Annotated in this window: 19 protein-coding genes and 1 pseudogene; 16 read left to right on the top strand and 4 right to left on the bottom strand. The window is 40.6% G+C overall.

Translation table 11 applies throughout. From position 1 onward, the window contains the following. Nucleotides 1-704 precede the first annotated feature (704 nt). The 6 genes from V7K41_RS08025 (at nt 705) to V7K41_RS08050 (ending at nt 10,341) form a co-directional block, all read left to right on the top strand. Entirely contained in the window at nt 705-1,217 is a 513-nt protein-coding gene (locus tag V7K41_RS08025) for a hypothetical protein (RefSeq protein WP_334847044.1), read from the top strand. Then, on the top strand, nt 1,210-2,424 hold the full coding sequence (locus V7K41_RS08030; RefSeq protein WP_334847046.1) for an NRAMP family divalent metal transporter: 1,215 nt from the start codon (nt 1,210-1,212) through the stop codon (nt 2,422-2,424). Before V7K41_RS08025 ends, V7K41_RS08030 begins: the two co-directional genes overlap by 8 nt. 3 nt (nt 2,425-2,427) lie before the next feature. Continuing rightward, on the top strand, nt 2,428-2,787 hold the full coding sequence (locus tag V7K41_RS08035; RefSeq protein WP_334847048.1) for a hypothetical protein: 360 nt from the start codon (nt 2,428-2,430) through the stop codon (nt 2,785-2,787). Next, a complete protein-coding gene (locus V7K41_RS08040) occupies nt 2,787-3,125 on the top strand; it encodes a hypothetical protein (protein WP_334847049.1) in 339 nt (112 codons plus the stop codon). The genes V7K41_RS08035 and V7K41_RS08040 overlap by 1 nt, the downstream gene beginning before the upstream one ends. A 246-nt stretch (nt 3,126-3,371) precedes the next feature. After that, nucleotides 3,372-5,750: a glycoside hydrolase family 31 protein gene (locus V7K41_RS08045; protein ID WP_334847051.1), complete on the top strand. Its 2,379-nt coding sequence runs from the start codon at nt 3,372-3,374 to the stop codon at nt 5,748-5,750. Nucleotides 5,751-5,937: 187 nt separating this feature from the next. After that, nucleotides 5,938-10,341, top strand: a complete 4,404-nt coding sequence (locus V7K41_RS08050) for a PAS domain S-box protein (RefSeq protein WP_334847052.1) — start codon at nt 5,938-5,940, stop codon at nt 10,339-10,341. Nucleotides 10,342-10,575: 234 nt separating this feature from the next. Here V7K41_RS08050 and V7K41_RS08055 read toward each other — a convergent pair whose 3' ends face one another. Together V7K41_RS08055 and holA are read right to left on the bottom strand one after the other, a co-directional pair. After that, a complete protein-coding gene (locus V7K41_RS08055; RefSeq protein WP_334847054.1) occupies nt 10,576-11,058 on the bottom strand; it encodes a DUF4168 domain-containing protein in 483 nt (160 codons plus the stop codon). Between the two features lie 109 nt (nt 11,059-11,167). Next, on the bottom strand, nt 11,168-12,157 hold the full coding sequence (holA, locus tag V7K41_RS08060) for a DNA polymerase III subunit delta (protein ID WP_334847056.1): 990 nt from the start codon (nt 12,155-12,157) through the stop codon (nt 11,168-11,170). 179 nt (nt 12,158-12,336) lie between these two features. On the opposite strand from holA, the gene V7K41_RS08065 reads away from it, so the two are divergent. After that, a complete protein-coding gene (locus tag V7K41_RS08065) occupies nt 12,337-13,125 on the top strand; it encodes a DUF1868 domain-containing protein (protein ID WP_334847058.1) in 789 nt (262 codons plus the stop codon). Nucleotides 13,126-13,194: 69 nt separating this feature from the next. On the opposite strand, the gene V7K41_RS08070 is transcribed toward V7K41_RS08065, so the two are convergent. After that, nucleotides 13,195-13,980 carry an RDD family protein gene (locus tag V7K41_RS08070; RefSeq protein ID WP_334847060.1) on the bottom strand — a complete coding sequence of 262 codons (786 nt, stop codon included), beginning with the start codon at nt 13,978-13,980 and terminating at the stop codon, nt 13,195-13,197. Nucleotides 13,981-14,025: 45 nt separating this feature from the next. After that, on the bottom strand, nt 14,026-14,871 hold the full coding sequence (locus V7K41_RS08075; RefSeq protein WP_334847062.1) for a hypothetical protein: 846 nt from the start codon (nt 14,869-14,871) through the stop codon (nt 14,026-14,028). 80 nt (nt 14,872-14,951) lie between these two features. Between V7K41_RS08075 and V7K41_RS08080 the strand changes: the two genes are divergently transcribed. The 9 genes and pseudogenes from V7K41_RS08080 (at nt 14,952) to V7K41_RS08125 (ending at nt 24,015) form a co-directional block, all read left to right on the top strand. Continuing rightward, nucleotides 14,952-15,905 (top strand): stage II sporulation protein M, encoded by a 954-nt coding sequence (locus tag V7K41_RS08080; RefSeq protein ID WP_334847063.1) that lies wholly within the window; start codon nt 14,952-14,954, stop codon nt 15,903-15,905. Nucleotides 15,906-16,008: 103 nt separating this feature from the next. Further along, nucleotides 16,009-16,164 (top strand): annotated as a pseudogene (locus V7K41_RS08085) (Uma2 family endonuclease); the annotation flags it as partial. A 177-nt stretch (nt 16,165-16,341) separates the two neighbouring features. Further along, the gene (gene pstS / locus V7K41_RS08090; RefSeq protein ID WP_334847066.1) at nt 16,342-17,385 is read left to right on the top strand and encodes a phosphate ABC transporter substrate-binding protein PstS; all 1,044 of its coding nucleotides are present in this window, start codon (nt 16,342-16,344) and stop codon (nt 17,383-17,385) included. A gap of 180 nt (nt 17,386-17,565) precedes the next feature. Continuing rightward, nucleotides 17,566-18,543: a phosphate ABC transporter permease subunit PstC gene (pstC, locus tag V7K41_RS08095; protein ID WP_334847067.1), complete on the top strand. Its 978-nt coding sequence runs from the start codon at nt 17,566-17,568 to the stop codon at nt 18,541-18,543. Between the two features lie 74 nt (nt 18,544-18,617). Next, nucleotides 18,618-19,499, top strand: a complete 882-nt coding sequence (gene pstA, locus V7K41_RS08100; RefSeq protein ID WP_334847069.1) for a phosphate ABC transporter permease PstA — start codon at nt 18,618-18,620, stop codon at nt 19,497-19,499. Between the two features lie 37 nt (nt 19,500-19,536). Continuing rightward, on the top strand, nt 19,537-20,316 hold the full coding sequence (gene pstB, locus V7K41_RS08105) for a phosphate ABC transporter ATP-binding protein PstB (protein ID WP_334847071.1): 780 nt from the start codon (nt 19,537-19,539) through the stop codon (nt 20,314-20,316). 660 nt (nt 20,317-20,976) lie between these two features. Beyond that, nucleotides 20,977-21,756: a phosphate ABC transporter ATP-binding protein gene (locus V7K41_RS08110; protein WP_334847073.1), complete on the top strand. Its 780-nt coding sequence runs from the start codon at nt 20,977-20,979 to the stop codon at nt 21,754-21,756. A gap of 189 nt (nt 21,757-21,945) precedes the next feature. Then, a complete protein-coding gene (locus V7K41_RS08120; protein ID WP_442943152.1) occupies nt 21,946-23,229 on the top strand; it encodes an IS1/IS1595 family N-terminal zinc-binding domain-containing protein in 1,284 nt (427 codons plus the stop codon). An 81-nt stretch (nt 23,230-23,310) separates the two neighbouring features. Continuing rightward, nucleotides 23,311-24,015: an SDR family oxidoreductase gene (locus tag V7K41_RS08125; RefSeq protein WP_334847074.1), complete on the top strand. Its 705-nt coding sequence runs from the start codon at nt 23,311-23,313 to the stop codon at nt 24,013-24,015. Nucleotides 24,016-24,093 lie beyond the last annotated feature (78 nt).

Here is a 24,093-nt window from a genome sequence, read left to right on the forward strand (position 1 = left end):
GAAATTATTTATCATAGCCAATATGTGCAGTTCGATACTTTTGTGTATTTGATAAAAGTAATGAAAACTAATGTTTTACAATAAAATTAAAAATTATTATTTTTATAACCAAAGATATGGTAAAAAAAGTAATTTAAATAAATCATAAAATTTCACTCGGTAATAATTAGAATGGCTTCATTAAATAAAAGGGTCGTATTAAACAGCTTTAGCTCTTAAGAACTTTATATAGATGGATAAATTACTTACTACCAGCAAAAGTTTTATCTTAAATTTAATTACGTCTATACCAATTCTATTTAATTTACAAACACCGAGAGGCTCTGAGAGGATGTCTGAAAAGTTTTTTTGTATACACCTAACTCTTGGAGATCCCCCTAAATCCCCCGATAAATTGGGGGACTTTAAGACTTTTATTCCCCCCTTTTTAAGGGGAGCCAGCGCGGTCTTCTCCCAAGGGGAGACGCCAAGGGCGATAGCGCTAGCGTTAGCGAGTCCGCGAGCGTCTGGGGTCTCCCCAAGTAAAGCGACTGGCGTGGGTTAGGGGGATCAACAAATATTTGATACTTCTCAGACATCCTCTGATCCCCAAATTGTTGAAGAAGTCGGGGATATTTTTATAGTTAATTTCCGTTAACACAATGCATTTTGAAAAATAAATATTCAGCTTAAAGTAATTTTTTATAAAATCTTCCGTTAGAGAGATGTACACTGTTGCCAAAAGAATGAGAAAAATATATTTATTGGCTATAGAGAGTGTAGAAATGCCAGAGCCGGGTAAATTAGGATCTGTAATTAATTGTTTATTAATACTGACATTGTTAGCCTCTTGTAGTGGTAAAACCTCCGCAGAAGATATGGATAAAGAAACACAAAGTATATCTTCTTGGGTAGCAACAGCAAATATGGTTGGTGATGCTTGGATACGCGGTGCTGTGCCCAAGAAATATGCTGAACAAACATTGAAAAGAGCCACGGAAGAATTGCAAAAAGAAAAAAGTAAAATAGACAAAATCAAGTTATCTCAAGATATAAGTGAACATGATAAATCAGTGCTATTAGCTGAAGTTTTACAGTTAGCAAATAAAACAGAGGAAATGTCCAGGGCTGTGGCTAAAAAAAATCATTCAGAGGTACGGCAAAAACTTGGAGAATTAGCAGTAGAAAAGCGATCGCTAAATAAGCTCAGAAAAGTAGCAGGGCAAACCAATGAATAAAATTTTGGAAATCGCTCTTGGGATTGTTACCAGTATCGGCGGCTTTTTAGATGTAGGTGCGATCGCAACTGCTGCGGAAGCTGGATCTATTTACAGCTTCCAACTAATCTGGGCGATTGTCTTAGGGACAATTTGTGTAATCTTTTTAGTGGAAATGTCTGGACGTTTAGCAGCCGTTAGCAAACATACATTAGCTGCGGCGGTGCGAGAACGATTTGGGTTCAACTTTTATATCATTCCACTAGTTGCAGAAATTGTCGTTGATTTTCTGGTTTTAGCGGCCGAGATTGGGGGTGTTTGTATTGCCCTGCAATTAGTAACAGGTATTAGTTTCCAGTGGTTTGCTTTACCCGTGGCCTTTGCAATTTGGTTGCTACTTTGGAAAGGGACATTTGGATTAATTGAAAACGGTATTTCTTTATTGGGATTAATTACATTAGCATTTGTTGTCGCTACTTTTAAGCTGCATCCATCATTAACACAACTTGGCTCTGGTTTGTTGCCAACTCTGCCCCAACAAGACATTGCACATTACTTATACCTTGCTGTTGGCATCTTGGGTGCATTGATTAGCCCATACTTATTTTATTTCTACTCATCTGGTGCAGTAGAAGATAAGTGGGATGAAGGATATATCGGTGTGAATCGTGCCGTTGCTGGTTTGGGGATGAGCTTTGGTAGTATCGTATCGCTGGGAGTACTGATTGTGGCAGCACTGGTACTTAATCCCAAAGGTATCCAGGTTGATAGCTATGAACAGGCGGCGCTGATGTTGACAGAACCTTTTGGTTACTGGGGTTTTGTGCTATTTGCAGCATCTTTAGGGATTGCTTGCTTTGGTGCAGCACTGGAGGTAAGCCTCGATACAGCATATATTGTGGCTCAAGCTTTTGGTTGGAATTGGGGCGAAAATCTAAAAGCAAAAGATGCTGCACGTTTTAGTTTGGTCTATACCGTGTTTGTCTTTCTCGCCTCATTACTAATGGTATTTGGTATCGATCCATTGCAATTGACTTTGTTTTCAATGGCAATTACAGCAGTGATTTTGCCGCCTGTAATTATACCTTTTTTGGTTTTGATGAACGATGAATTATACGTTGGCAAGTATCGCAACGGCTGGATTAGTAACAGTGTTGTCATTTTTACAATTGCGCTGACATTTGTGCTAGCGATCGTTGCTATTCCACTGGAAATTATTGGAGGGTAGGAAATGGACATTATTAGAGATGTTCTTGATAACCAATTGGTTGACCGCAATCAACGCAAAATGGGTAAAGTTGATGGCATTGTGATAGAGTTACGCGATCGCGAACCACCACGACTTGCTTATATTGAAGTAGGAGTGACAACCTTTACCAAACGCCTAAATCCCAACTTGGCAGGTTTTGTAGCAGCAATTGCAAGTAAATGGGGTGCTAAACAAAGTGAACCGTTTCGGATTCCGTGGTCAAAAGTGCGGGATATTGGTATTGATGTCGAAGTCGATGTTGAAGCTGAAGCAACACCAGCCTTAGGCTATGAAAAATGGCTGCGCGATCGCATCATCGCCCGAATTCCAGGAGGGGGATAATGACAACTCGTGAAATTCATCTAGAATTACTGCTGAGTAAACCAGTATTAGACTCAACTGGTAAAGTCGTCGGACGCATTGAGGAAGTACGCGCCGAACAACAAGGCGAAGAATGGATTGTTAAAGAATATCTTATCGGCTATGCTGCCGTGTTAGAACGGCTATCCGCTTGGACAATTGGGTTAAAAATTTTGCATTTACTTGGGGCGCAGAAAATCTACGGTGGTTATACAGTACCTTGGGACAAGTTAGATTTGACTGACCCTGACAAGCCGCGTTTGCGTTGCAGTCTAGATGCATTAAAGTCATTAAACGAGCAGCCGCAGGATACAGAGTAACTTGGCTTGGGGACTTCCAAGTAAAAAAATATTCCATCCCTGCGGGACGCTACGCGAACGTTGTGTGGGCAGGGGGCAGGGAGCAGGGGGCAGGGGATAAAAACAACAACTTGTGCATTACAAAAACGACTCTTGGTAAAAATATCTACTAATCTTTCACCCAACTTCTAGCGAAAGAAAGAGTTTGAGGCTGAGTATCTCTGTAATCATAAATGCGGACAAGTATTAATCTGTTTAATAACTAATATGCCGCAATATTTCGGAAAACTACCCACTACGAACCAACCTTGGACAAGTATTAGTAATGTAAAAGCTGTAACCTGGGACAATAATATTATCAATTTTGACTGTGGTGACTCACGCCTCACCATTAACGTACTTGCTCCGAATTTAATCCGTGTGCGTTTGGCACAAACTGGGGAATTTATGCCTCGCCGCTCTTGGGCAGTGACGCTAGATGATGCAGAATGGACAACAACACCTTTTACAGTACGGGAAACTGAAGCAACGGTAGAAATTGAAACAGCACAGATTCGTGTGTGTGTCCAGCGAGAAAAGTGTCGCATTGCCTGTTTCGACAAAGCTAATCGTCCCTTTGCCCAAGATGCAGAAATGGGGATAGGTTGGCGGATGGGTGCAGTTGCAGGGTGGAAACAAATTGCAGTCGATGAACATTTCTATGGCTTTGGTGAACGCACAGGCTTTCTGGATAAACTCAGCGAAGTAAAAACCAACTGGACAACGGATGCTTTAGATTATGATGCACTGACTGATGAAATGTACCAAGCAATTCCATTTTTTATGGCTTTGCGCCCAGAGGTAAGCTATGGTATCTTTTTCAACACCACTTTTTGGAGTCAGTTCGATATCGGTGCTGAACAACCAGGTATTTGGAAGATGGAAACTCGTGGCGGTGAATTGGATTATTACATTATCTACGGCCCGGAACCTGCCCAAATCCTGGACACATACACTCAGCTAACTGGGAGAATGCCATTACCGCCGAAATGGGCGCTAGGTTATCATCAATGTCGCTGGAGTTACGAATCAGAAACCGTTGTGCGGGAACTAGCAAAGGAATTTCGTCAGCGTCGCATTCCCTGTGATGTTATCCACTTGGATATTGACTATATGCGGGGTTATCGAGTATTTACTTGGAGTCCTCAACGCTTCCCCAACGCCGCAAAACTCATCAGTGATTTAGCAGAGGATGGTTTCAAAACAGTCACAATTATCGATCCTGGTGTGAAGTATGAACCAGAAGGCAATTATGATGTTTTTGATCGAGGATTAGAAAACGACTATTTTGTGCGTAAAGCCGATGGTACGTTGTTCCACGGCTACGTTTGGCCTGAGAAAGCTGTTTTTCCTGACTTTTTACGTCCTGATGTGTGTAACTGGTGGGCTGATTTACATAAAAGCCTAACTGATATTGGTGTGGCAGGAATTTGGAATGATATGAACGAACCCGCCATAAACAATCGCCCTTTCGGCGATGAAGGTGAAAAAATTTGGTTTCCGCTAGATGCACCGCAGGGAGGAGAGGAGGCAGGGGGCAGGGGGCAGGGAGCAGGGGGGAATGTTCCTGTGTTCTCTTCTACTCATACGGAAGTGCATAATTTGTATGGGTTGATGATGGCTAAAGCTTGCTATGAAGGGTTGGAACGGCATCGAAGCTCTGAGCGATCGTTTGTGTTAACGCGATCGGGTTATGCTGGTGTGCAACGCTGGTCTTCTGTGTGGATGGGAGATAACCAATCGTTGTGGGAGCATTTAGAAATGTCTCTGCCGATGCTTTGTAATATGGGACTTTCAGGTGTGGGGTTTGTGGGTTGCGATATTGGCGGGTTTGCTGGTAACGCTACAGCTGAATTATTTGCTCGGTGGATGCAGGTAGGAATGCTGTATCCAATGATGCGCGGTCACTCGGCAATGTCTACTGCTCGTCATGAACCTTGGGTATTTGGCGATCGCGTTGAAAATATCTGTCGAGAATACATTAATCTACGTTACCAATTACTTCCCTACATTTATAGTCTTTTTTGGGAAGCGGCAACAACGGGCGCACCGATTTTAAGACCATTATTGTACCATTTCCCTAACGATCCGAAAACCTATAGCCTCTACGATCAAGTATTGTTAGGTGCGTCGTTGATGGCTGCACCAATTTACCGCCCTGGAGTTGAGCATCGAGCTGTCTATTTACCCGCCGGCACTTGGTATGATTGGTGGAGTGGCGATCGCTATGAAGGCCCGATTCACATTCTTGCTCATGCACCATTAGAAAGAATGCCACTGTATGTCCGTAGCGGTGCGATCGTCCCTATGCAACCTGTTAAGCAATACGTCGATCAAACCCCACTCGACGAGATCCGATTACGGATTTGGCCTGGTAATAACGAATATCAGCTATTTGAAGATGATGGACAGACAAACGAGTATCAAGACAAAAATTTTTCACTAACAAACATCACCGTATTCACTGAGTCTAATCAAACAGTAGTGGAAATTGGGGCAAGAGTTGGAAAATGGACACCTCTATCACGTGAAGTGATTGTAGAACTTGTTGGTGTTGGAGAGCAACGTTTCCAAGACGATGGTAAGCGTCATACTCTGCAATTTTGAAATACTCGCAAAGGTGGTTTTTTGAACCACCATTATTTCTTATTTTAAATTGTGCAAGAAAAAATATGCATAGAGGTAGATGAAAAGCAAGTCAAGGGGTAACATACAATACAAAGGACAGAAATAATTAAACCGTAAGAAATACGTAAGTTTACTACGCTAGATAGATGCGGTTAGAAAACAATCAATGTTAAATGTTAACCGCTTGCGGCTGCAAGATAGATTTAAAATCTCTACAAATGCACTTGTGGCAAGAGTCGCAAGTGCGATCGCTGTTTTTGTTGGCAGCTTTGTACTAGTTGGCTGGTGTCTTGACATTGAAGTTCTTAAGCGCGGCTTCTTTGGTAGTCCTGCCACAATGAAAGTCAACACAGCCCTATGTTTTGTGCTGTGTGGTGTGTCGCTGTGGCTATTTTTAAAAGGAGAGCAGGGGAGCAGAGGGGAAAGAACAATTCAAAATTACCCGCACAGTTCTACAGCCCCCTTGTCGGTACTTACTCTTCTAATCTCTCAGGTCTGTGCAATAGCTGTCACCACAATTGCGGGGCTTACTCTCTGTCAATATGTGTTTGGCTGGAATCTCGGCATTGATGAACTGGTGTTTCACGATTCGCGAACTAGTATAGCGACATTACATCCAGGGCGAATGGGGCTGAACACAGCACTGAACTTTATGCTGGTTAGCGTCGCCCTACAGATTCTGATTCATCCAAAAACCCACCGCAGTTATTGGTATGCCCAGATTATTGCTCTGATTGCTACTTTAATTTCCTTTCAGGCGCTGATGGGCTATGCCTACAAAGTGAAAGTTCTCTACGGGCTTGCCCCTTATACAACATCAATGGCATTACACACAGCGATGTTGTTCCTCTTACTAAGTATGGGCGTTCTGTGGGTGCGGGCAGAACATGGATTAATGAGGGTAGTTACAAGTGATAGTTACGGCGGCTTACTTGCACGTCGTTTATTAATTGCAGCGATCGCAGTACCTTTTATATTGGGATGGGTAATTGTCGAAGGCCAACGGGCAGGACAATACGATCCGGCATTTGCAGTATCAGTGTTTGCGATCGTCCTAATTGTAATTTTTACTATTTTGATTTGGCAAAGTGCTAGGGTTATTGAACGCCTCAGCTATCAACGCGACCTTGCCGAAAAAGCACTGAGAACCTACGAAGCTAAACTAGGAAGTTTTGTAGATGCTAACGTCATTGGTATTCTGTTTGGCGACGTATATGGCTGTATCCAGCAGGCAAACGACGAATTTCTGAGGATGATTGGTTACACGCAGGAGGATTTGTCAGCAGGTAAGTTAAGTTGGAGCAATATCACACCACCAGAGTATCTATACTTGGATGAGCGAGGTATCGCTGAAGCCCAAGGAAATACCAACGCTGCTTGTACGCCTTACGAGAAAGAATTTATTCGCAAGGATGGTAGCCGTATCCCAGTTTTAGTTGGTTACGTGCTGCTAGGAGAAAACCGCGAAGAGTCAGTAGCGTTTATCCTCGATTTGAGCGAACGCAAACAAGCAGAAGCAGAACAACAAAAATTAGCATCGCTGGTAGAAAATAGCTCTGACTTTATCAGCATCGCCACCCTTGAGGGTCAATTACTCTACATAAATGATGCAGGTCAAAAGTTGGTAGGGTTTGCCAACCTGAATGAAGTCAGGCAAAAAGCAGTATTAGATTACTTCATGCCCAAAGACAAAGCCTATTTTCAAAAATATATACTGCCGACTGTACTATCAGAAGGGCGCTGGCAGGGAGAATTTTGCTTTCGACATCTCCAAACAGGTCAACCGATACCAGTTGATTACAATATCTTCACTGTTACAGATAACAACACAGGTCAGCCAATTGCCTTAGCAACTGTGACTCGCGACATCAGCGAGCAAAAGCAGTCCAAGGAACAAATCTTACAACTAAATAGGGATCTACAGCGCCGCATTAGTGAATTACAAACTTTGTTAGAGGTAATTCCTATTGGAATTGGCATTGCCGAAGATCCAGAATGCCAAAATATTAAGGTCAACCCTGCTTTTGGCAAGCAGTTGGGGATATCCTCAGATACAAATGGCTCCCTCAACGCTCCCGTGGATGAAAGACCGACAAGCTTTAAAATCTACCGCGAGGGAAGGGAACTTTCAACAGAAGAACTCCCAATGCAGTACTCTGCTGCTCATGGTGTCGAAATTCTCGATTGTGAACTTGATGTTGTCCATGAAAATGGCAAAATCGTCAAGCTGTTGGAGTACGTTGCACCCCTGTTTGACGAAGAGGGTAAAACCAGAGGAAGCGTTGGTGCATTTTTAGATATTACGGAGCGCAAACAGGCAGAGGAAGTACTCCTAAATCAGCAAAAATGGTTAGAGGATGTGTTAAATCTGATGCCAAGACCGTTGCTGTTTATCGAACCAGGAACGGCGCGGGTAACTTTTGCCAATCGCTCTGCGGACGAATTAGCTGGGGGCAAATTTCCCAAAGGTGTACCAGCCGCAGAGTATCACACAGTTTACCACTATACGGATGCGGCTGGCGATCGCATTCCCAATGAACAAATGCCAGGAGTGCGGGTTGCACTTGGCGAACGCCTAAATGGATTGGAGGTAGACTGGCACACTTCTGCTGGTGTGCGCTCTCTACTAGTATTTGCTGATACCTTGCCAGCAATGCACGGTCATCCGGCTACCTGTATCTTGGTGTTCCAAGATATCAGCAACCTCAAGCAGGCAGAAAAAGCACTCTCGTTAGGTTACAAAAGGCTAAAGCTACTATTTGACACAGCCAACGATTTACTATCAAGCCAGGAACCAGTACTACTAATCGATAGTGTCTACCAAAAACTAAGAGACCAAATTGGTTTAGATATTTACTTTAACTATTTGGTTGAGGATAACTCTCAGATAATGCGGCTAGAGTCTTACAGTGGCATTTCCCAGGAGATGGCAAAGGAAATTGAATATTTGGGACTTGGTGAAGCGGTTTGTGGGACTGTAGCCCAGGAGCGTTGTGCAATAGCTGTAGAGAATGTGCAGCAATCAATTGACCGGAAAACAGAATTGATTCGTTCTTTAGGCATTACAGCTTATTATGCCTACCCATTGATCGCCCAAGGACGGCTATTGGGTACTCTTTCTTTTGGCAGCCGCACTCTGTTAAGCTTCACCGACAATCAAAAAGGGATGATGCAAGCAGTATGCGACCAAATAGCGATCGCAATGGAACGGGCTAGTTTAATTGCTTTTTTGCAACAACAAACTGAGCAGTTGCAAGAAGCCAACCGGATGAAGGATGAGTTTCTCGGAATATTGTCCCACGAATTGCGATCGCCCCTGAATGCCATCCTTGGCTGGGCGCAATTCCTGCAACGAAGCAAGCTCAGTGATACCCAAATGGCTAGGGCAACCGAGACAATTGAGCGCAACGCCAAAGCGCAAACCCAGCTAATTGAAGACTTGCTGGATATATCGCGGATGAGTAGAGGCATAACTTGCCTCGATGTCCGTACTTGTAATTTAGTTCTCATAATTGAGTCAGCCATCAAGACTGTTAGTTTAGCCGCCCAATCCAAGGAAATCGATTTGAGATTTTCCCTCATTTCTTCAAAAGAAACGCGAAATGCGCCACCGGGGATACTCCCCGTGGTCACTTTCGCGCCAAATTCAGATTGGGAATTAGGAGTTAATCACGAAAATCCCGAATTTTCAGCAGCACAATCCCAAATCAATCAACACTCAGAGGACAGCAAGCTGGGCGAAAATTCTCAATTTTTAGTTTCTGGGGATTTCGAGCGCTTGCAACAAATCATCTGGAATCTGCTATCCAATGCCATCAAATTTACACCCGTTGGAGGAAGGGTAGAGGTGCAATTGTCAGTAATCAGTGGACAAGAAAAACAACAGACAACGGATAAATATACCCAAATTCAGGTGATTGATACAGGCATTGGTATCAGTCCTAATTTTCTTCCTTACGTCTTTGATCGCTTTCGTCAAGCTGATAGTTCTAGCACTAGAACCTATGGTGGATTAGGACTAGGATTAGCGATCGTCCGTCATTTAGTAGAATTACATGGCGGCACTGTCCATGTAAATAGTCCAGGTGAAGAGCAAGGAGCAACGTTTACAGTCAAACTACCACTTCTCAAAAGTGCCCACCTCCATCCTTTTGCCCCTCTACCCCCCTCTGCCCTTTTGCCCCTCTCCCTGCTTGGTGTGCGCGTGCTGGTTGTAGACGAGCAAGCCGATATCCGTGAATTCATCACCACAGTCCTCGAACAGTACCAAGCCGAAGTTAAAGCTGTAGCATCAGTTGCAGAAGCATTGCAGTTAATTATACAGTGGAAACCAGATACTTTAGTCAGCGACATCAGTATATCCCACGAGGATGGTTACTCTTTGATCCGTAAAGTGCGATCGCAACCACCAGAACTAGGGGGAAATATTCCAGCCGCAGCGTTGACAGCTGATACTAAGGAAGAGGATCGGCTGCGAGCTATACAAGAAGGTTATCAGCTGCATTTACCTAAACCTATTAAAGCTGCTGAGTTAGCTACAGTAATCGCCAGCCTTGTTGGACGGACTTAAAAATGGGGCTTTGGGGAATATGAATTAAATTCTGCCCAATGCCTGATTTGCTTTTTTTTAATATCAAAATTTATACAGCATAATTCCGAATTCAGAATACAGAATTCAGGAGTAAAACACGCTTTATCATTTTTTATGAATCAAATAGGACTACTATAATGTCCGAATAATTAGTTATGATTCCCATAGTAATTAACCACTTACTTACTACGTGCTTTTAAGTAGCCCTTTTACTTACCGAGATTCGGGAGGTTGTTGTAGGCGTAATAAAGTATTATAAACCTGCCTTTTTAAGATAGTATTATTTTGTAGTTCTATAGTAATTTTGTTGAATTGTTCAAATTTCAAGCCATTATCTTCAACAATTTTTTGAGCGTGGGTACAGTAGTTCACTGCGATATCTTGAGCCTTCTTTGGAAGACCATTTATACTATTAGAATCGTTGCAAACAATATTGGGGATTTCTCCATTGCCAATAAGTTTTTTAATTTCTTCAAAGGCATTTTGACGGGCTGGCTCCATTGCTAGCACGGCTTGAGCGTAACTATCGATTTCAGTATTGTTAACTATTGGTGGTGGAGTTTGAGCCTCAGCTTTGGAACTCAAGAAAAAAGCGTTGAAAATCACACCCACAGTAGCGATCGCACCGAAAAATAATGATTGCGAAAGGGTTCGCTTTCGGCTAGTTCGAGAAAATAAATCAGAAATTTTCTTCATATACTGTGTGACACAAAACTACATCAGGGATATTATAAGAACTTTGAATTATTTTCGGAGTTGGAAGTTCCAGGAACTGCTCAATACATCAAGCTTTTATATTTGATTGTCAATTTCCTCGGCATACTTGACAAAGTTCGATGACTTTAGTCTGGAGTGTTGACATTTCTGATGCTCCTTGCTTGAGGCTGACTTCTAATTCCAGTAGTAGGGGTAAGCAAGAAATTAACTGTTGCACAGAAAGCAGTTTGATTTCTTGCTGTAAGAAGTAAATCCGTTTGGGATTACCGATATCAGCGGCAATAGCGATCGCTTGTTGGTTTCGTTCCCCACTTTCTATCATAATCTTGACCCACAGCCAGGTGCGAAATTGTCCAATCAGTGTGGCAACTATCCGTAATCCCGGCTCGGAAGCATTGCTCAAATCTGCCAAGGTTGTCAAAGCTTTAGCTGTATCTCCTGTTCTGATTGCTGCTGCTAATTGTAAGCTATTTTGAGTAGTATTTCTTACTAACTTCGTAACGGTATCTGTATCTAAAGGCTTATTACTACCTTGGGCATATAGCCGCAATTTCTCTAGCTCATTGTAGAGAAGCCGTGTATCATTTCCTACGGCTTCTGCCAACAGATGGGTAGTATTGGCAGTCAGTTTCACGCCCACAGTCTGGGCTGCTTGATTAACAGATTGCACTAATAATTCTGTTTTCCAAGGGGGAATGAGGGGAAATTCTCGGAATTCGGTAGCAAACTGTTTTAACAATTTCGTGGATTTGAGACGTTCATCTGGCTTGTTGCGGCTGGTGAGCAATAAAAATGAGCTTTCGGGAATCACAGGTAGCGATCGCCCCAATTCTGCCAACACATTCTCTGGACAGTGCTGACACAGAGTAGTATTTATCAGCCATACCAAACGCCCACCAGCGCCAAAAGTGGGTGTCATCACCTGATTTAACCCCTGGATAGCAGCATCAGCTCGATCTGGGGAGAATGCAGTGTAATTAAAACTTGTCCATTGGGGATCGAGGACGCGATCGCGCAAAACAGCGATCGCCTTTTCCATCGCAAAATCATCCTCACCCCAGTAAACATAGATTGGCATAGATAAACCTTGTAGTAGATGGGCATTGGGCATTGAGCACAAAAGGCAGAGGTGCAAAGGGGAAAAACTTACTGCTCCCCTGCTCGCCCCTCCCAAAAACTAAATACTTTTGAAATCATTCTGTTAATCAAGATAATTTTCCCTAAAATCTATCAAGTGAGAGCGTGAGGCTATGAAGATTGGACGACAACTATCAAACTTACTTAAATCGGTTAGCAAGACTGACATTGCCAGAAGCCTACAGATCCCAAGCCCAGCATATTCAGGAATCTTCTAAGTTTCAGCCAGATTCTGGGTTGAGACAAGCAGCATCCTTTCCTGGCTATACGCTAATTACCCCGCCGGCAGAAGAAGAATCACACAACTCTGCTTTCTATGCCAAATTACAGACTTATCAACAGGAACTTTTGCAGTTGCCTGTAAACCGTAATTTGATTGTACCTGTACCTCCTGCTAGCTTCCATCTAACTTTAGCGGATTTAATTTGGGACAATGCTTACCTTGATGCCTACGAAAAAAATCCTAAATTTGATGAGGAGTTACACTCTTGTTTAGCTGAAATATTTCAAAAATATCAACAATTGATGACAAACAGGAGTCATCCAATTAAATGGCAAATGCTGGGACTAATACTGATGCCAAGAGCTGTAGCCATTTGTTTAGTCCCCCAAGATGAACGCTGTTACGAGGAAATTATTCAATTTCGCCGAACAATTTATCAAAATCCCAAGTTAATTGCTTTGGGTATTGAGCAGCATTATCACTTCACGGCCCATGTTACATTAGCCTATTTTGGGGAGGTTCCATCTGACCTAGACCGCATAAGCTTCAGCACTATGCTTTCTCAATTGAATGAACAATGGCTGTTGAATTTGCCAGAATTTTTGATTGATAGTGTTGAATTGCGAAAGTTTGACAACATGACACGTTATTATCGTGAACCAGACTGGCCGATTTTAGATTTTTAAGTAATTAGTTAGTAGTTAGTAGTCAATAGTTTCAACTCCCTGACTACTGACTACTCATTATTAATTAGCTTAAAATTTCGGTTGTTGATAACCGAGGTAAATTGCTTCTAAAAAAACATCAGGCGTAACAGCTTCTGGCAATTTTTCTAAATGAATAATAGCTTTAACTTGCTCGGCTAGCTTTAGAGATAGTGATGCTCTTGCCTTTAACGACATTGCACCACGTCGCTGTAAATACTCGCGAATCACAGCAAAATCATCTGGCATCAATTGCGAAAAATCAGCAATTTCGATTAACTGTTCATGAACTCCTTTTGCCTGTTCTGAAATTGTCAATCTTGCAGATGCAGTCGGAGCTTGCGCTTGAATGACAATTGTGCCAGCAGCTAAATCACCTAAGCGCTTTTCGCGGCTACCCAACATAATTAAAAAAGCACCAATAAACAAAGTCTCATCAAAGGGCCGCAGTAAAGCACGTAGCGTTGCTTGTTGTAACCCGATGAGTCTACCATCATCTCGAACTACGCGAATTTTAGCAAAGCGTTTACCAGGAGTTTCCCCAAACCATAAGGTTTCAAAAAATACAAAATAGCCGATATAAATTGCAAAGGCGATAATGAAGAAAATTGCTAATAACCAAATGTCTAAACTTGGTAAATTTGTAAAAAAGTATTCAACAAAATTTAACAGTTGTGTCGAGAAGACACTCCAAGTAAGGACAAACAGAAGCAAAGTTACACCCAACACTGTATAGTCAATCAGGAGTGCCAAAGCTCGATTACCGATTCCCGCTAGAGTGAATTCCAACTCTACACTTTCTGGAGTCTGGAATGTGATGCGATTAAAAAAGCGCATATTTTAACTAATTCAAAATTAATAGAGTTGGATTAAGATGTTAAGTTAACGAAAATCTTGCGAGGGAGGTTCTCGTAATTGCAAACCTAGACCTTCACGCCGACTACGCAAGTCCAAGTATAAAACAGCTTTTAGTGCTTGCCAAAATGGCATGACTAAAACTCCACCGATCAAGCTGCCAATCACAGAAATAATATACACAATCGAGTAAATAGCAGTACCAGGCTCAAGTTTAATTAGGAATAAGCTAGGTATATAGTTTAATACAAACACCAACGGCAATGTAACGATAAAACCAACTAAAACAATGCCTTGAATGCGAAAGACAGAGGCTTTAGTTAGCTCCCAACTTCTGGCAACACTTTCGCCACCATTGATATTTTCCTCAACTGCTAAGGGCACTTCAGCTACTATCCAACGAGAGTAGAGCAAGGTTATTCCTAACAATATAACTCCTGCTGTTACAATTATTGCCAATGTGGTTGTAAATATAATGCTTGAATTGCCTAATATCCTTCCTAATACTACTCCGATCAAGCCAGCTAGTACACCGCCCACGATCGCTAGTCCAATATAAATTAAAAGTATTGATATACCTACTTGCAAAGCAACTCTTAAAAATGACCAAAGACGTGGATTAATATGGCTTCTAGCAGTTTGAACACCTTCAGGCTGGTAAATCAATTCTCCAAAAGCCAAGCGTGAAATTAGTCCAGAAATGGCTGCATATTTTGCCCAACCATACACAGGAACAAGAATCCACAAGTGAGCGATCGCAGCCAGATTAAGATAAGTCTTCAAATGAGAACGATACAACCGTACTGCAGCACTGACAACGTTACCAATACTCAGTGGTTGTATCTGACCGGAAGATCCAAAGTTTTCAGACATAATGCTAAATTTGCCTTGAAATTACGGAGATGAATTTGAGGCTATCTTAAGCTAAGTTAAACTCAGTGTTCCCAAAATTCATGAATATTCAACGTTGGATTGCGCGACGAGAACCAAATTGGCAGCGTTTAGATGCCTTATTAAGGCAGATAGAAAAAAAAGGGTTAAAGTCCTTACGGGCAGCAGAAATTAGAGAGTTAGCGAGTTTGTATCGTTCAGTAACGGCAGATTTGGCACGTGCCCGCACTCAGCAAATTGGCAATACCTCGATCCAAAGTTTACAATCTTTAACAACTCGTGCTTACACGCAGATTTACCAAGGTTCGCGGCGGCAGGAATGGCAGGCAATCCTAGAATTTTATCGTTGGGGATTACCATCTGTAGTCCAGAAAGCATTTGTATATATTGCTGCGGCAACAGCGCTGTTTCTACTAGGCGCATTAGTGGCTTGGTGGTATTCCTGGCAAAACCCCAGCTTTATGCCTTTGATTGTACCTGAAAGCTTGATTACCAAGGTGCGAGATGAGCATAAATTATGGATGGGTTCAATTGTCGGTGTTGAACCTCTGGCATCTAGCGGGATCGCAATCAATAATTTGTCAGTGTCTTTTGGGGCTGTTGCCGGTGGTATGACGGCTGGAGCATACACTGCCTATTTGATGATATTTAATGGTTTATTAATTGGTGCTGTTGGTACTTTAGTTGGTCAAAATAATTTGGCTTATCCTTTTTGGGCTTTTGTGTTTCCGCATGGTTCTTTGGAATTACCTGCAATCTTTTTTGCTGGGGGTGCGGGATTATTATTAGCAAGAGCAATTTTATTTCCTGGTAAATATCGCCGTGGAGATGCACTGAAATTTTATGGTTATCAGGCAGTGCAGCTAGTATTTGGCATTGTACCAATGTTGATTATTGCTGGTGCGATCGAAGGCTTTTTCTCCCCTAATCCCAGCCTACCTGAGCCGATTAAATATCTGGCAGGAATAGGATTATTTATACTTTTAATAATGTATTGTAGTCGCAAGCAAACATGAAATAATTTTGATGGCGGCTGATTGGCAAATTTAAAAAGTATTTTAGAACCAGGTAAATAATAACTATGTAAAAAAATCTTTATGAGTTGAAGCAAGGTTAATCATGGTACAAACATCAAATAAAATATTGACCCTAGAAGAGTTTCTCGCACTACCAGAAACTAAACCGTATTGCGAATACATCGACGGCAAATTAATTTCAAAACCTATGCCTCAAGGAAAATATAGCACTATTCAAGGAGAAATCTTTCCTATAATATATTTTTAATAAACTAATTTAGTTAATCAAAATAAATAGAAAAGATGTTTTAAATCAAGATTTAAACATATCTTAATTTCTTGCTTATCAATTGTTAAATAAGGTTTAACCATAAAAAATGTAGCCTATTTAAGACTGGAATTACAGCAGTAAAATATTCCTTGAATCAGAGGTAATATGATTTTTTCGAGCGCCATATTGAATCGTGTCGTTGCTACTTCAATGGTGACAACTTCTGTTGCACTTAGTCCATTTTTTGGTGCGATCGCACAAGCTGAAACTCTCAATGGTGCAGGAGCAACTTTTCCGGCTCCACTTTACGAACGCTATGCTCGTGAAGTGAAGAAGAAATATCCAGACTTAAAAATTAACTACCAAGCAATTGGTAGTGGTGGCGGTATTCGTCAAGTCATCGCTGGAACCGTTGACTTTGGTGGTAGTGATGCTGCAATGAAAGATGATGAAATCGCTAAAGTCAAGAATGGTGCAATCTTAGTACCTACAGCAGGTGGTGCTGTTTCTGTTGTTTACAATCTTCCAGGCGTTAACGCTCTCAAATTATCCCGCGCTACACTACCAGCAATTTATTCAGGTCAAATTACCAAATGGAATGACGCAAAAATTAAAGCTGATAATCCAGGTGCTAATCTACCAAATCAACCAATTAAATTTGCTGTTCGTGCCGATGGTAGCGGTACAACTTTCATTTTTACTAATCACTTAAGTGCCATCAGCGGTTATTTTAAAGGCAGAGTTGGAACTAATACTGCTCCAAAATGGAATCTGCCAAATGTCCTCAAAGGCAAAGGGAATCCAGGTGTAGCTGCTATAGTAGCTCGGACTCCTGGTTCTATAGGTTATGTAGAATATAGCTACGCTGTCAAAAACAATTTGAAATCAGCACTGGTACAAAATAAGAACGGAGAATTTGTTGCTCCTTCTTTAGAATCTGCAAATGCAGCTTTATCAACCGTCACTTTCCCAGACAACTACCGCGTTTTTGTAGGAGATCCAGGACAAGGTTATCCCATTGTCGGTCTTACTTGGATGATGGTTTACAAACAGTATGCTAATGCTGCTAAAGCTGATGCAATTAAGAAATGGATTAATTGGGTATTAAAAGACGGTCAACAATATAACGATGACCTTAACTACACTAAAATTCCATCTGATGTAGCAAATCGAGTGCTTCAGACAGTGAATAGCTCTGTCAAGCCTTAATTTACAATTTTTAAGACTTACGCACAAAAGATCCCTTTACTCCCTTAAAAAGAGAAGAATGCTTTGAATATATCCCCCTTTTAAAAGGTTTAGGGGGATTATTTTACTATTTTCCTCCCCTAATAGACTGAGTTAATAACTCGCTCTACTAGTAAGAAAAAACTATTTTATTGATTTGTAATGGCAAATTTATCAGATGATTCAAATCTAAGCGATGAAAATTTCAATCTAACTACTACCAGCGGCACAAATTTCTGGTTTGACCAAGGTTTTACACGGCTAGTATACTTTTTTGCTGTGATTACCGTTGCAGTGCTATTGTTAATGAGTTGGGTAATTTTACACGAAGCTCTACCAGCCATTAAGCAGTTTGGAATGGGGTTTTTGTGGGGCCAAGATTGGGATACAGGTAATCAGATTTTTGGTGCATTACCCTATATTTATGGAACTTTGGTAAGTAGTGCGATCGCTATTTTTTTTGCTGTCCCAGTGGGAATAGCGGTAGCCTTGGTTACGAGTGAAAATTTCTTACCTTCATCGCTGCGAACCATCCTAGCATTTGTTGTTGAATTAATTGCAGCAATTCCCAGTGTAATTATTGGTTTGTGGGCGATTTTTGTCTTTATTCCAGTTCTAGAACCTCTACAAAAGTGGCTAGCCAGCACCTTTAAATGGATACCACTATTTAATACAGAAGATCCTTCTGGGACTAATATGTTGACTGCTGGAGTTATTCTCGCGATCATGATTTTGCCTACAATGGCAGCAATTAGTCGTGATGTCTTAATGGCTATCCCTAAAGAATTACGTAGTGCATCTATGGCTTTGGGTGGAACCCGTTGGGAAACAATTTTTCGAGTCTTGCTACCATCTGGATTTTCTGGAATAGTGAGTGCAGCAATGCTTGCTTTAGGACGTGCTTTGGGTGAAACAATGGCTGTAACTATGGTGATTGGTAACTCTGCTCAAATCAGCACTTCTTTACTCGATCCAGGTTATACAATTCCCTCTGTATTAGCTAATGAATTTGCCGAAGCTGAACCGGGTTTGCATATAGGTGCTTTAAGCTATTTAGCATTAATTTTATTTGGGTTGACTCTAATTGTAAATATTGGCGCTGTACTCTTAGTGAAGTGGGTTGGCAGGAAAAACAAATAACACTGTCTAACTTTGAACTTACTACAAATACCTCAGTTGAACAAGACGTTTATTAATCAAAATTTGTAAAATTTATGAGTGGTTATATTCAGTCAAAAACTGATGAATCTCTAGCGGCAGAATTATGCAGACCTCTGCCAACAGAACGAGTAATATTTACCTATGCAATGAATGCGATCGCCTTTGGTCTTACAGGTCTAGTACTCATTCCTTTATTATCAATTTTGTGGGAAATTCTCGTCCGTGGAATATCTGGACTAAAATCAGAAATGTTTGTTAAAGCAGTTATTGATAATGGCTTTGGCAATGCCATCCTGGGAACCATAATCATGGTGGTTATTGGTGCTATTTTAAGCATTCCCACAGGGATTATAACAGGAATTTTCTTAGCAGAATTTAGTCAAACTAACCCAGTTGCTAGTATTGTTCGTTTTGTCACTAGTATTCTTACAGGCGTGCCTTCAATTGTTGTAGGCGTATTTGCTTATGGTGTGATAGTTCTGGTAACTAAAGGATTTAGTGCGATCGCAGGTGGTTTTGCTTTAGCCGTGATTATGCTACCTGTAATTATACTGACAACAGAAGAATCCTTAAAACTGATTCCTATATCTCAACGCCTCGCATCTGCTGCTTTAGGTGGAACTCGCTTCCAAACGACTTTTCGCATTGTTGTGACTACTGCAATCCCTGGAATTACTACAGGCATTTTGTTAGCTGTAGCTCGTGCTGCTGGTGAAACAGCACCCTTAATTTTTACTGCTTTATTTAGTCTAGATTGGTCAGAAGGATTGTTAAGTCCAACAGCTTCCTTACCAGTATTGATTTTTAACCTCTACAACGACCCCGATCCACAAAAAAGCCAATTAGTATGGACTACTTCTATAGTTTTACTCAGCTTAATTTTATGTGTCAGTATTCTCTCTCGCTTAGTTATTAGACAGAGAAGAATTAAGTAAAAATAAATTTTTGTTTTATTTCGTACCTTGGGAAAGCATGAGTAACCTAATTCCAGCTATCAAAGTTAAAAACATCAGCTTTTACTATGGGACAATAAAAGCTATTGAAAAGGTATCAATAGATATTTATCAGAACCAAGTAACCGCAATTATTGGCCCTAGTGGTTGTGGTAAATCTACCTTCATCAAAATTCTTAATCGCATTAGTGAATTGGAAGGGCCTGTAAAAGTTGAAGGAGATGTGGAATTTTTTGGTCAGAATATTTATGCTCCTCGTGTCAACATCAATCGGTTACGCCGGCAAATTGGTATGGTGTTCCAAAAACCAAATCCTTTTGGGATCAGCATTTACGAAAATGTTGCCTATGGTATGAGAATAGCAGGCAGATATTCAAAATTAGAATTAGATGAAATTGTTGAATCTGCACTTCACAGCGCTGCTCTTTGGGATGAAGTGAAAGATAAGCTGGATAAATCTGCTTTAGGGCTTTCTGGTGGTCAGCAACAAAGATTATGTATTGCCCGTGCTTTAGCAGTCAAGCCGAAAGTTCTGCTGATGGATGAGCCTTGCTCGGCTCTTGACCCCATCGCTACCATGAAAGTTGAGGAACTGCTCCATAGTTTGCAGTCTGAGTTGACGATTGCGATCGTTACTCACAATATGCAGCAAGCCGCTCGCGTCTCCGATTTTACGGCTTTTTTTAGCACCGATGAAAGTCGGATTGGTCAAATGGTTGAATTTGGCGCTACAGAGCAAATCTTTAACAACCCACTAGACCCTCGCACCCGCGACTACATTTCAGGACGTTTCGGTTAAGGTGTCTTCAAGCGTGACTTATCGATTTTTGTCGATCTAGCTTGCACTAGAAGATACTCATAAAATGTAGCTTACAAAAGTTACTAATTTATCTTTATAAAAAACTAATTCCTCACTATCTATGAGATAAGTAAGTCGGTGAGAATAATTCAACCTATATTAACTAATGTAAAAAATCTTTAAATTATTTTGTAGTAAGGACTTTAGCCTACTTTGAGGGCTTCAGTCCTCACTACAAACCTTTAATTACTTACATCGTCCTACTTATATACAGGGGAATTCAAAATTTAGGAGTAAAACACCCTTTATATCTGGGTTACAGACTTTGCTTGTGTACCTTACCAACTTGAAATCTGCTGTCTGATATTCGTATTTTGATTTCTACGTCACTATCTTAAATCGAACTAAACCTAATCCTTTTTCACAAGCAAGGATGGTATATAGGTCAAGGTGCAAAAGATGGCTATAAAAAGTCTGTAAAAGATACATTTTGAAACACAGTCTTAATACAAATAGCTAACAACACTTTATTTGCTGTATGGCTACTGTATAGTTACGTAAGTTCCATGAATATATCCTTTTGGCAGTAACATAGTGAAACAGCATTGCTGATTTGTACTGTTTTACTTAATCAAGTTTTGTTTCATACGTTTTGGGAATATGAGTAAATTAATTCCAGCCATCAGAGTCAAAAACTTCAGCTTCTATTACGAAACTAAAAAGATAGTTGAAGGCGTGTCAATGGATATTTATCAAAACCAAGTCACGGCAATTATTGGTTCTAGTGGTTGTGGAAAGTCTACTTTTCTTAAATCGTTAAATCGCATGAGTGAATTAGAAGGAGATGTGAGAGTTGAAGGAAGAGTAGAATTTTATGGGCAGAGTATTTATGAGCGTCGTGTCAACATCAATCGTTTACGTCGCCAAGTTAGTATGGTTTTTCCCAAGCCAAATCTTTTTCCCATGAGCGTTTACGATAATGTTGCTTATGGGGTGAAATTAGTTGGATGGTATCCGAAAGTCGAATTAGATGGAATTGTTGAATCTGCCATCAAAGCTGCCGAACTTTGGGATGAAGTGAAAAATAAGCTGCACAAATCTGCTTTAGAACTTTCTGGCGGTCAACAGCAAAGATTATGTATTGCCCGTGCTTTAGCGGTCAAGCCGAATGTTCTTTTGATGGATGAGCCTTGTTCAGGTCTCGATCCTATGGGTAGTATGAAAATCGAGAATTTGATCCATAACTTGCGTTCTGAGTTGACAATTGTAATGGTTACTCACAATATCCAGCAAGTTACTCGCCTATCTGATTTTGCGGCTTTCTTTTATAGTAATGAAAATCGGATTACTCAAATGGTTGAATTTGGTACTACAAATAAAATCTTTACTAACCCTGTGGATTCTCGCACCCGCGACTATGTTTTTGCTCGCATCATTTGAAGTGTTTCTTAAATTCTAGCCATTCAGAGGGTTACTATATGGTGCAAGTGGAAATGAGGGGTTAAATTGAATTTCCCCTTGCTTTAGGTTTTTCTTGTGTTGGGCAATGCGACCTGCTGATATTGACAGTATTTTTTTATACTATATATTTAAAGACAAGTATCTGCTCTAGACCACCTGAATCATAAAATGAAATGTCCCCGGTGCGAATCTACTTCATATCGTAAAAATGGTCGTCGGAATGACAAACAGAATTACCTCTGCAAAAATTGTGGTAAGCAATTCATTGAGCCTGCATTCCCTCTTTCCCTAGAAACTGACTTGCTTGCTAACAGCAACGGACATACTAAAGTATCTACGCCTGAAGCGACGGAACTTTCTTTAGTAAAAAACCTGCCAGAAGAAAAAATCACGGAGAAAAGTCTTGGCTTTTTTAATTTGACATTAGCTGAACAATTGCTGCAACTTATATTATCGCCTGCTTGGTTAGAATCTGCTGCGTTCAGCCAATTTATCCAAAAATTTAAACAACAAACTGAAATAAAATATCAATTAGAAACAGGAATATCTCTTCTACTTTTGGATGCAGAGAACTTAAAATTAGATGTTAATTCAGAATTATTTTTAGCTAGTGTCTGCAAGTATCCTCTCCAATTTAAAATGGCATTTGCTAACTGGAGAAATCCAAGTATTGGAAAGCAAGATATTGAACTATATAACCGTGGCTATCAACTTGTCCACGTACCAGAGGGTAAGGATAGTGCTGATGCCAAAATGATCGCTTTCGGTGCTTGTGTTTCACGCTCTTATCCAACAGTTAAAGAGATATTAGTCTGTTCTAACGATGGAATTTTAATTCATCTCTGTAACGAACTCCAAAACCAGGGATTAATTGTCTATTGGGTACGTAGACAAGGGCAAACTTTGCATATAGAAAACCGGAATACTGGCAAATTAACTCATTATTCTTTAGCAATAGCAACAGAAGTTCCATCCTTGGAAAAAGTGGTTGAGCAAATTCAAGATTTAATTAAAAACGAACAAGATTCTATTAATACTCGATTACATACTTTAGCAACTATTGCAAGTTTATTTCACGAAAGATCCAATATCAATAATAAATCTAATCCTAAGCAACCAGAAATTGAAGAAAATATCTCTGTTAGAGATGATTCATCTGCACAATCTATTCAAAAAAAAGAAAAAGAAGATTCTGCGGAAATTCCTAATGAAAAAATATTAAATAAATTACTATTAAAAATTATTCAAGATATACAAACAAAGTCTCCCCAAACTAAATTATCTGTGTCTAAACTAGGTTCAGAGTTACGGAAAATAACCGGAGAGTCTCCTAATTCAATTATTAAAAAATTAAAATTAGGTTCCAATTTTACCAAATATTTAGAATCATCTCCCACATTTACATTAAAAATGAGTGGCAAGGAATATGAGGTAATGCCGCTATCCAAATAGATACTTTCTGGATGTTTACGTACAACCTGAGCCTGTAATTCTGTATTCTGTAAAAAGATGTAAAGAAATATAAATAATACAATGCAGGATAAAGTTGTTGTTATTGTCGGTGCTACTGGTGGTATTGGTTCAGCTTTAACACAAAAACTTGCGCCTACCGGAGTCCGGTTGGTACTGGCTGCTAGAGATGCAGTTCGTTTAACCACACTGGCAGATGATTTACCAGGGCAAGTTTTGAGCGTTCCCACTGATATTACTGACCCACTACAGGTAGATACTTTGATCAAAAAGACCATCGCTGAGTTTGGTCAAATCGATATTTTAGTGAATGCAGCTGGTGCTGGTATACTCAAGCCCTACAACAGCCTAGAACCCGCTGATTTAGACAAGATGTTAGATGTCAACTTAAAAGGTAGCTTTTACACCACTCAGGCGGCTGCTGAAGAGATGCAAAAGCGCAAGTCTGGTCACATTTGTAATGTGGTTGGAATTCTGGGCAAGCATTCGATGGGGATGGCAGCAGCTTATTCGGCTTCTAAATTTGGTGTTGTCGGTTTCAGCAAGTGCATGGCAGAGGAACTCAAGCGTTTTGGTATCAAGTTCACGCTATTCTACTTTGGTGGGGTAGATTCTCCTTTCTGGGATAACGTCAACCTAAAAGTAGACCGAAAAAAAATGCTTAGTCCTGAAACTGCTGCCAATGCGATTTTCTTTGCCCTTTGTGCCGAACCGCAAGCTGTGCCAATGGAAATTAACATTCAATCTGATAGTCATTTGTTCTTTTAGAGTGGGAGTACGCTTACATAATTCTTGCTTAGGAAAGACGTGAAAATCTAGCAGAAAAGGCAAAATTTACAGATATAT

It is taken from the genome of Nostoc sp., assembly GCF_036917415.1.
In the GTDB taxonomy this organism is placed as follows: domain Bacteria; phylum Cyanobacteriota; class Cyanobacteriia; order Cyanobacteriales; family Nostocaceae; genus Nostoc.

Coding starts and splice junctions, on each gene's coding strand:
- V7K41_RS08045 (WP_334847051.1), top strand. CDS start 3,372: ATGCCGCAATATTTCGGAAAACTACCCACTACGAACCAACCTTGGACA.
- V7K41_RS08125 (WP_334847074.1), top strand. CDS start 23,311: ATGCAGGATAAAGTTGTTGTTATTGTCGGTGCTACTGGTGGTATTGGT.
- V7K41_RS08070 (WP_334847060.1), bottom strand. CDS start 13,980: ATGCGCTTTTTTAATCGCATCACATTCCAGACTCCAGAAAGTGTAGAG.
- V7K41_RS08035 (WP_334847048.1), top strand. CDS start 2,428: ATGGACATTATTAGAGATGTTCTTGATAACCAATTGGTTGACCGCAAT.
- pstC (WP_334847067.1), top strand. CDS start 17,566: ATGGCAAATTTATCAGATGATTCAAATCTAAGCGATGAAAATTTCAAT.
- V7K41_RS08025 (WP_334847044.1), top strand. CDS start 705: ATGTACACTGTTGCCAAAAGAATGAGAAAAATATATTTATTGGCTATA.
- pstB (WP_334847071.1), top strand. CDS start 19,537: ATGAGTAACCTAATTCCAGCTATCAAAGTTAAAAACATCAGCTTTTAC.
- V7K41_RS08040 (WP_334847049.1), top strand. CDS start 2,787: ATGACAACTCGTGAAATTCATCTAGAATTACTGCTGAGTAAACCAGTA.
- V7K41_RS08055 (WP_334847054.1), bottom strand. CDS start 11,058: ATGAAGAAAATTTCTGATTTATTTTCTCGAACTAGCCGAAAGCGAACC.
- V7K41_RS08075 (WP_334847062.1), bottom strand. CDS start 14,871: ATGTCTGAAAACTTTGGATCTTCCGGTCAGATACAACCACTGAGTATT.
- pstA (WP_334847069.1), top strand. CDS start 18,618: ATGAGTGGTTATATTCAGTCAAAAACTGATGAATCTCTAGCGGCAGAA.
- V7K41_RS08030 (WP_334847046.1), top strand. CDS start 1,210: ATGAATAAAATTTTGGAAATCGCTCTTGGGATTGTTACCAGTATCGGC.
- V7K41_RS08120 (WP_442943152.1), top strand. CDS start 21,946: ATGAAATGTCCCCGGTGCGAATCTACTTCATATCGTAAAAATGGTCGT.
- V7K41_RS08050 (WP_334847052.1), top strand. CDS start 5,938: ATGTTAAATGTTAACCGCTTGCGGCTGCAAGATAGATTTAAAATCTCT.
- holA (WP_334847056.1), bottom strand. CDS start 12,157: ATGCCAATCTATGTTTACTGGGGTGAGGATGATTTTGCGATGGAAAAG.
- V7K41_RS08110 (WP_334847073.1), top strand. CDS start 20,977: ATGAGTAAATTAATTCCAGCCATCAGAGTCAAAAACTTCAGCTTCTAT.
- pstS (WP_334847066.1), top strand. CDS start 16,342: ATGATTTTTTCGAGCGCCATATTGAATCGTGTCGTTGCTACTTCAATG.
- V7K41_RS08080 (WP_334847063.1), top strand. CDS start 14,952: ATGAATATTCAACGTTGGATTGCGCGACGAGAACCAAATTGGCAGCGT.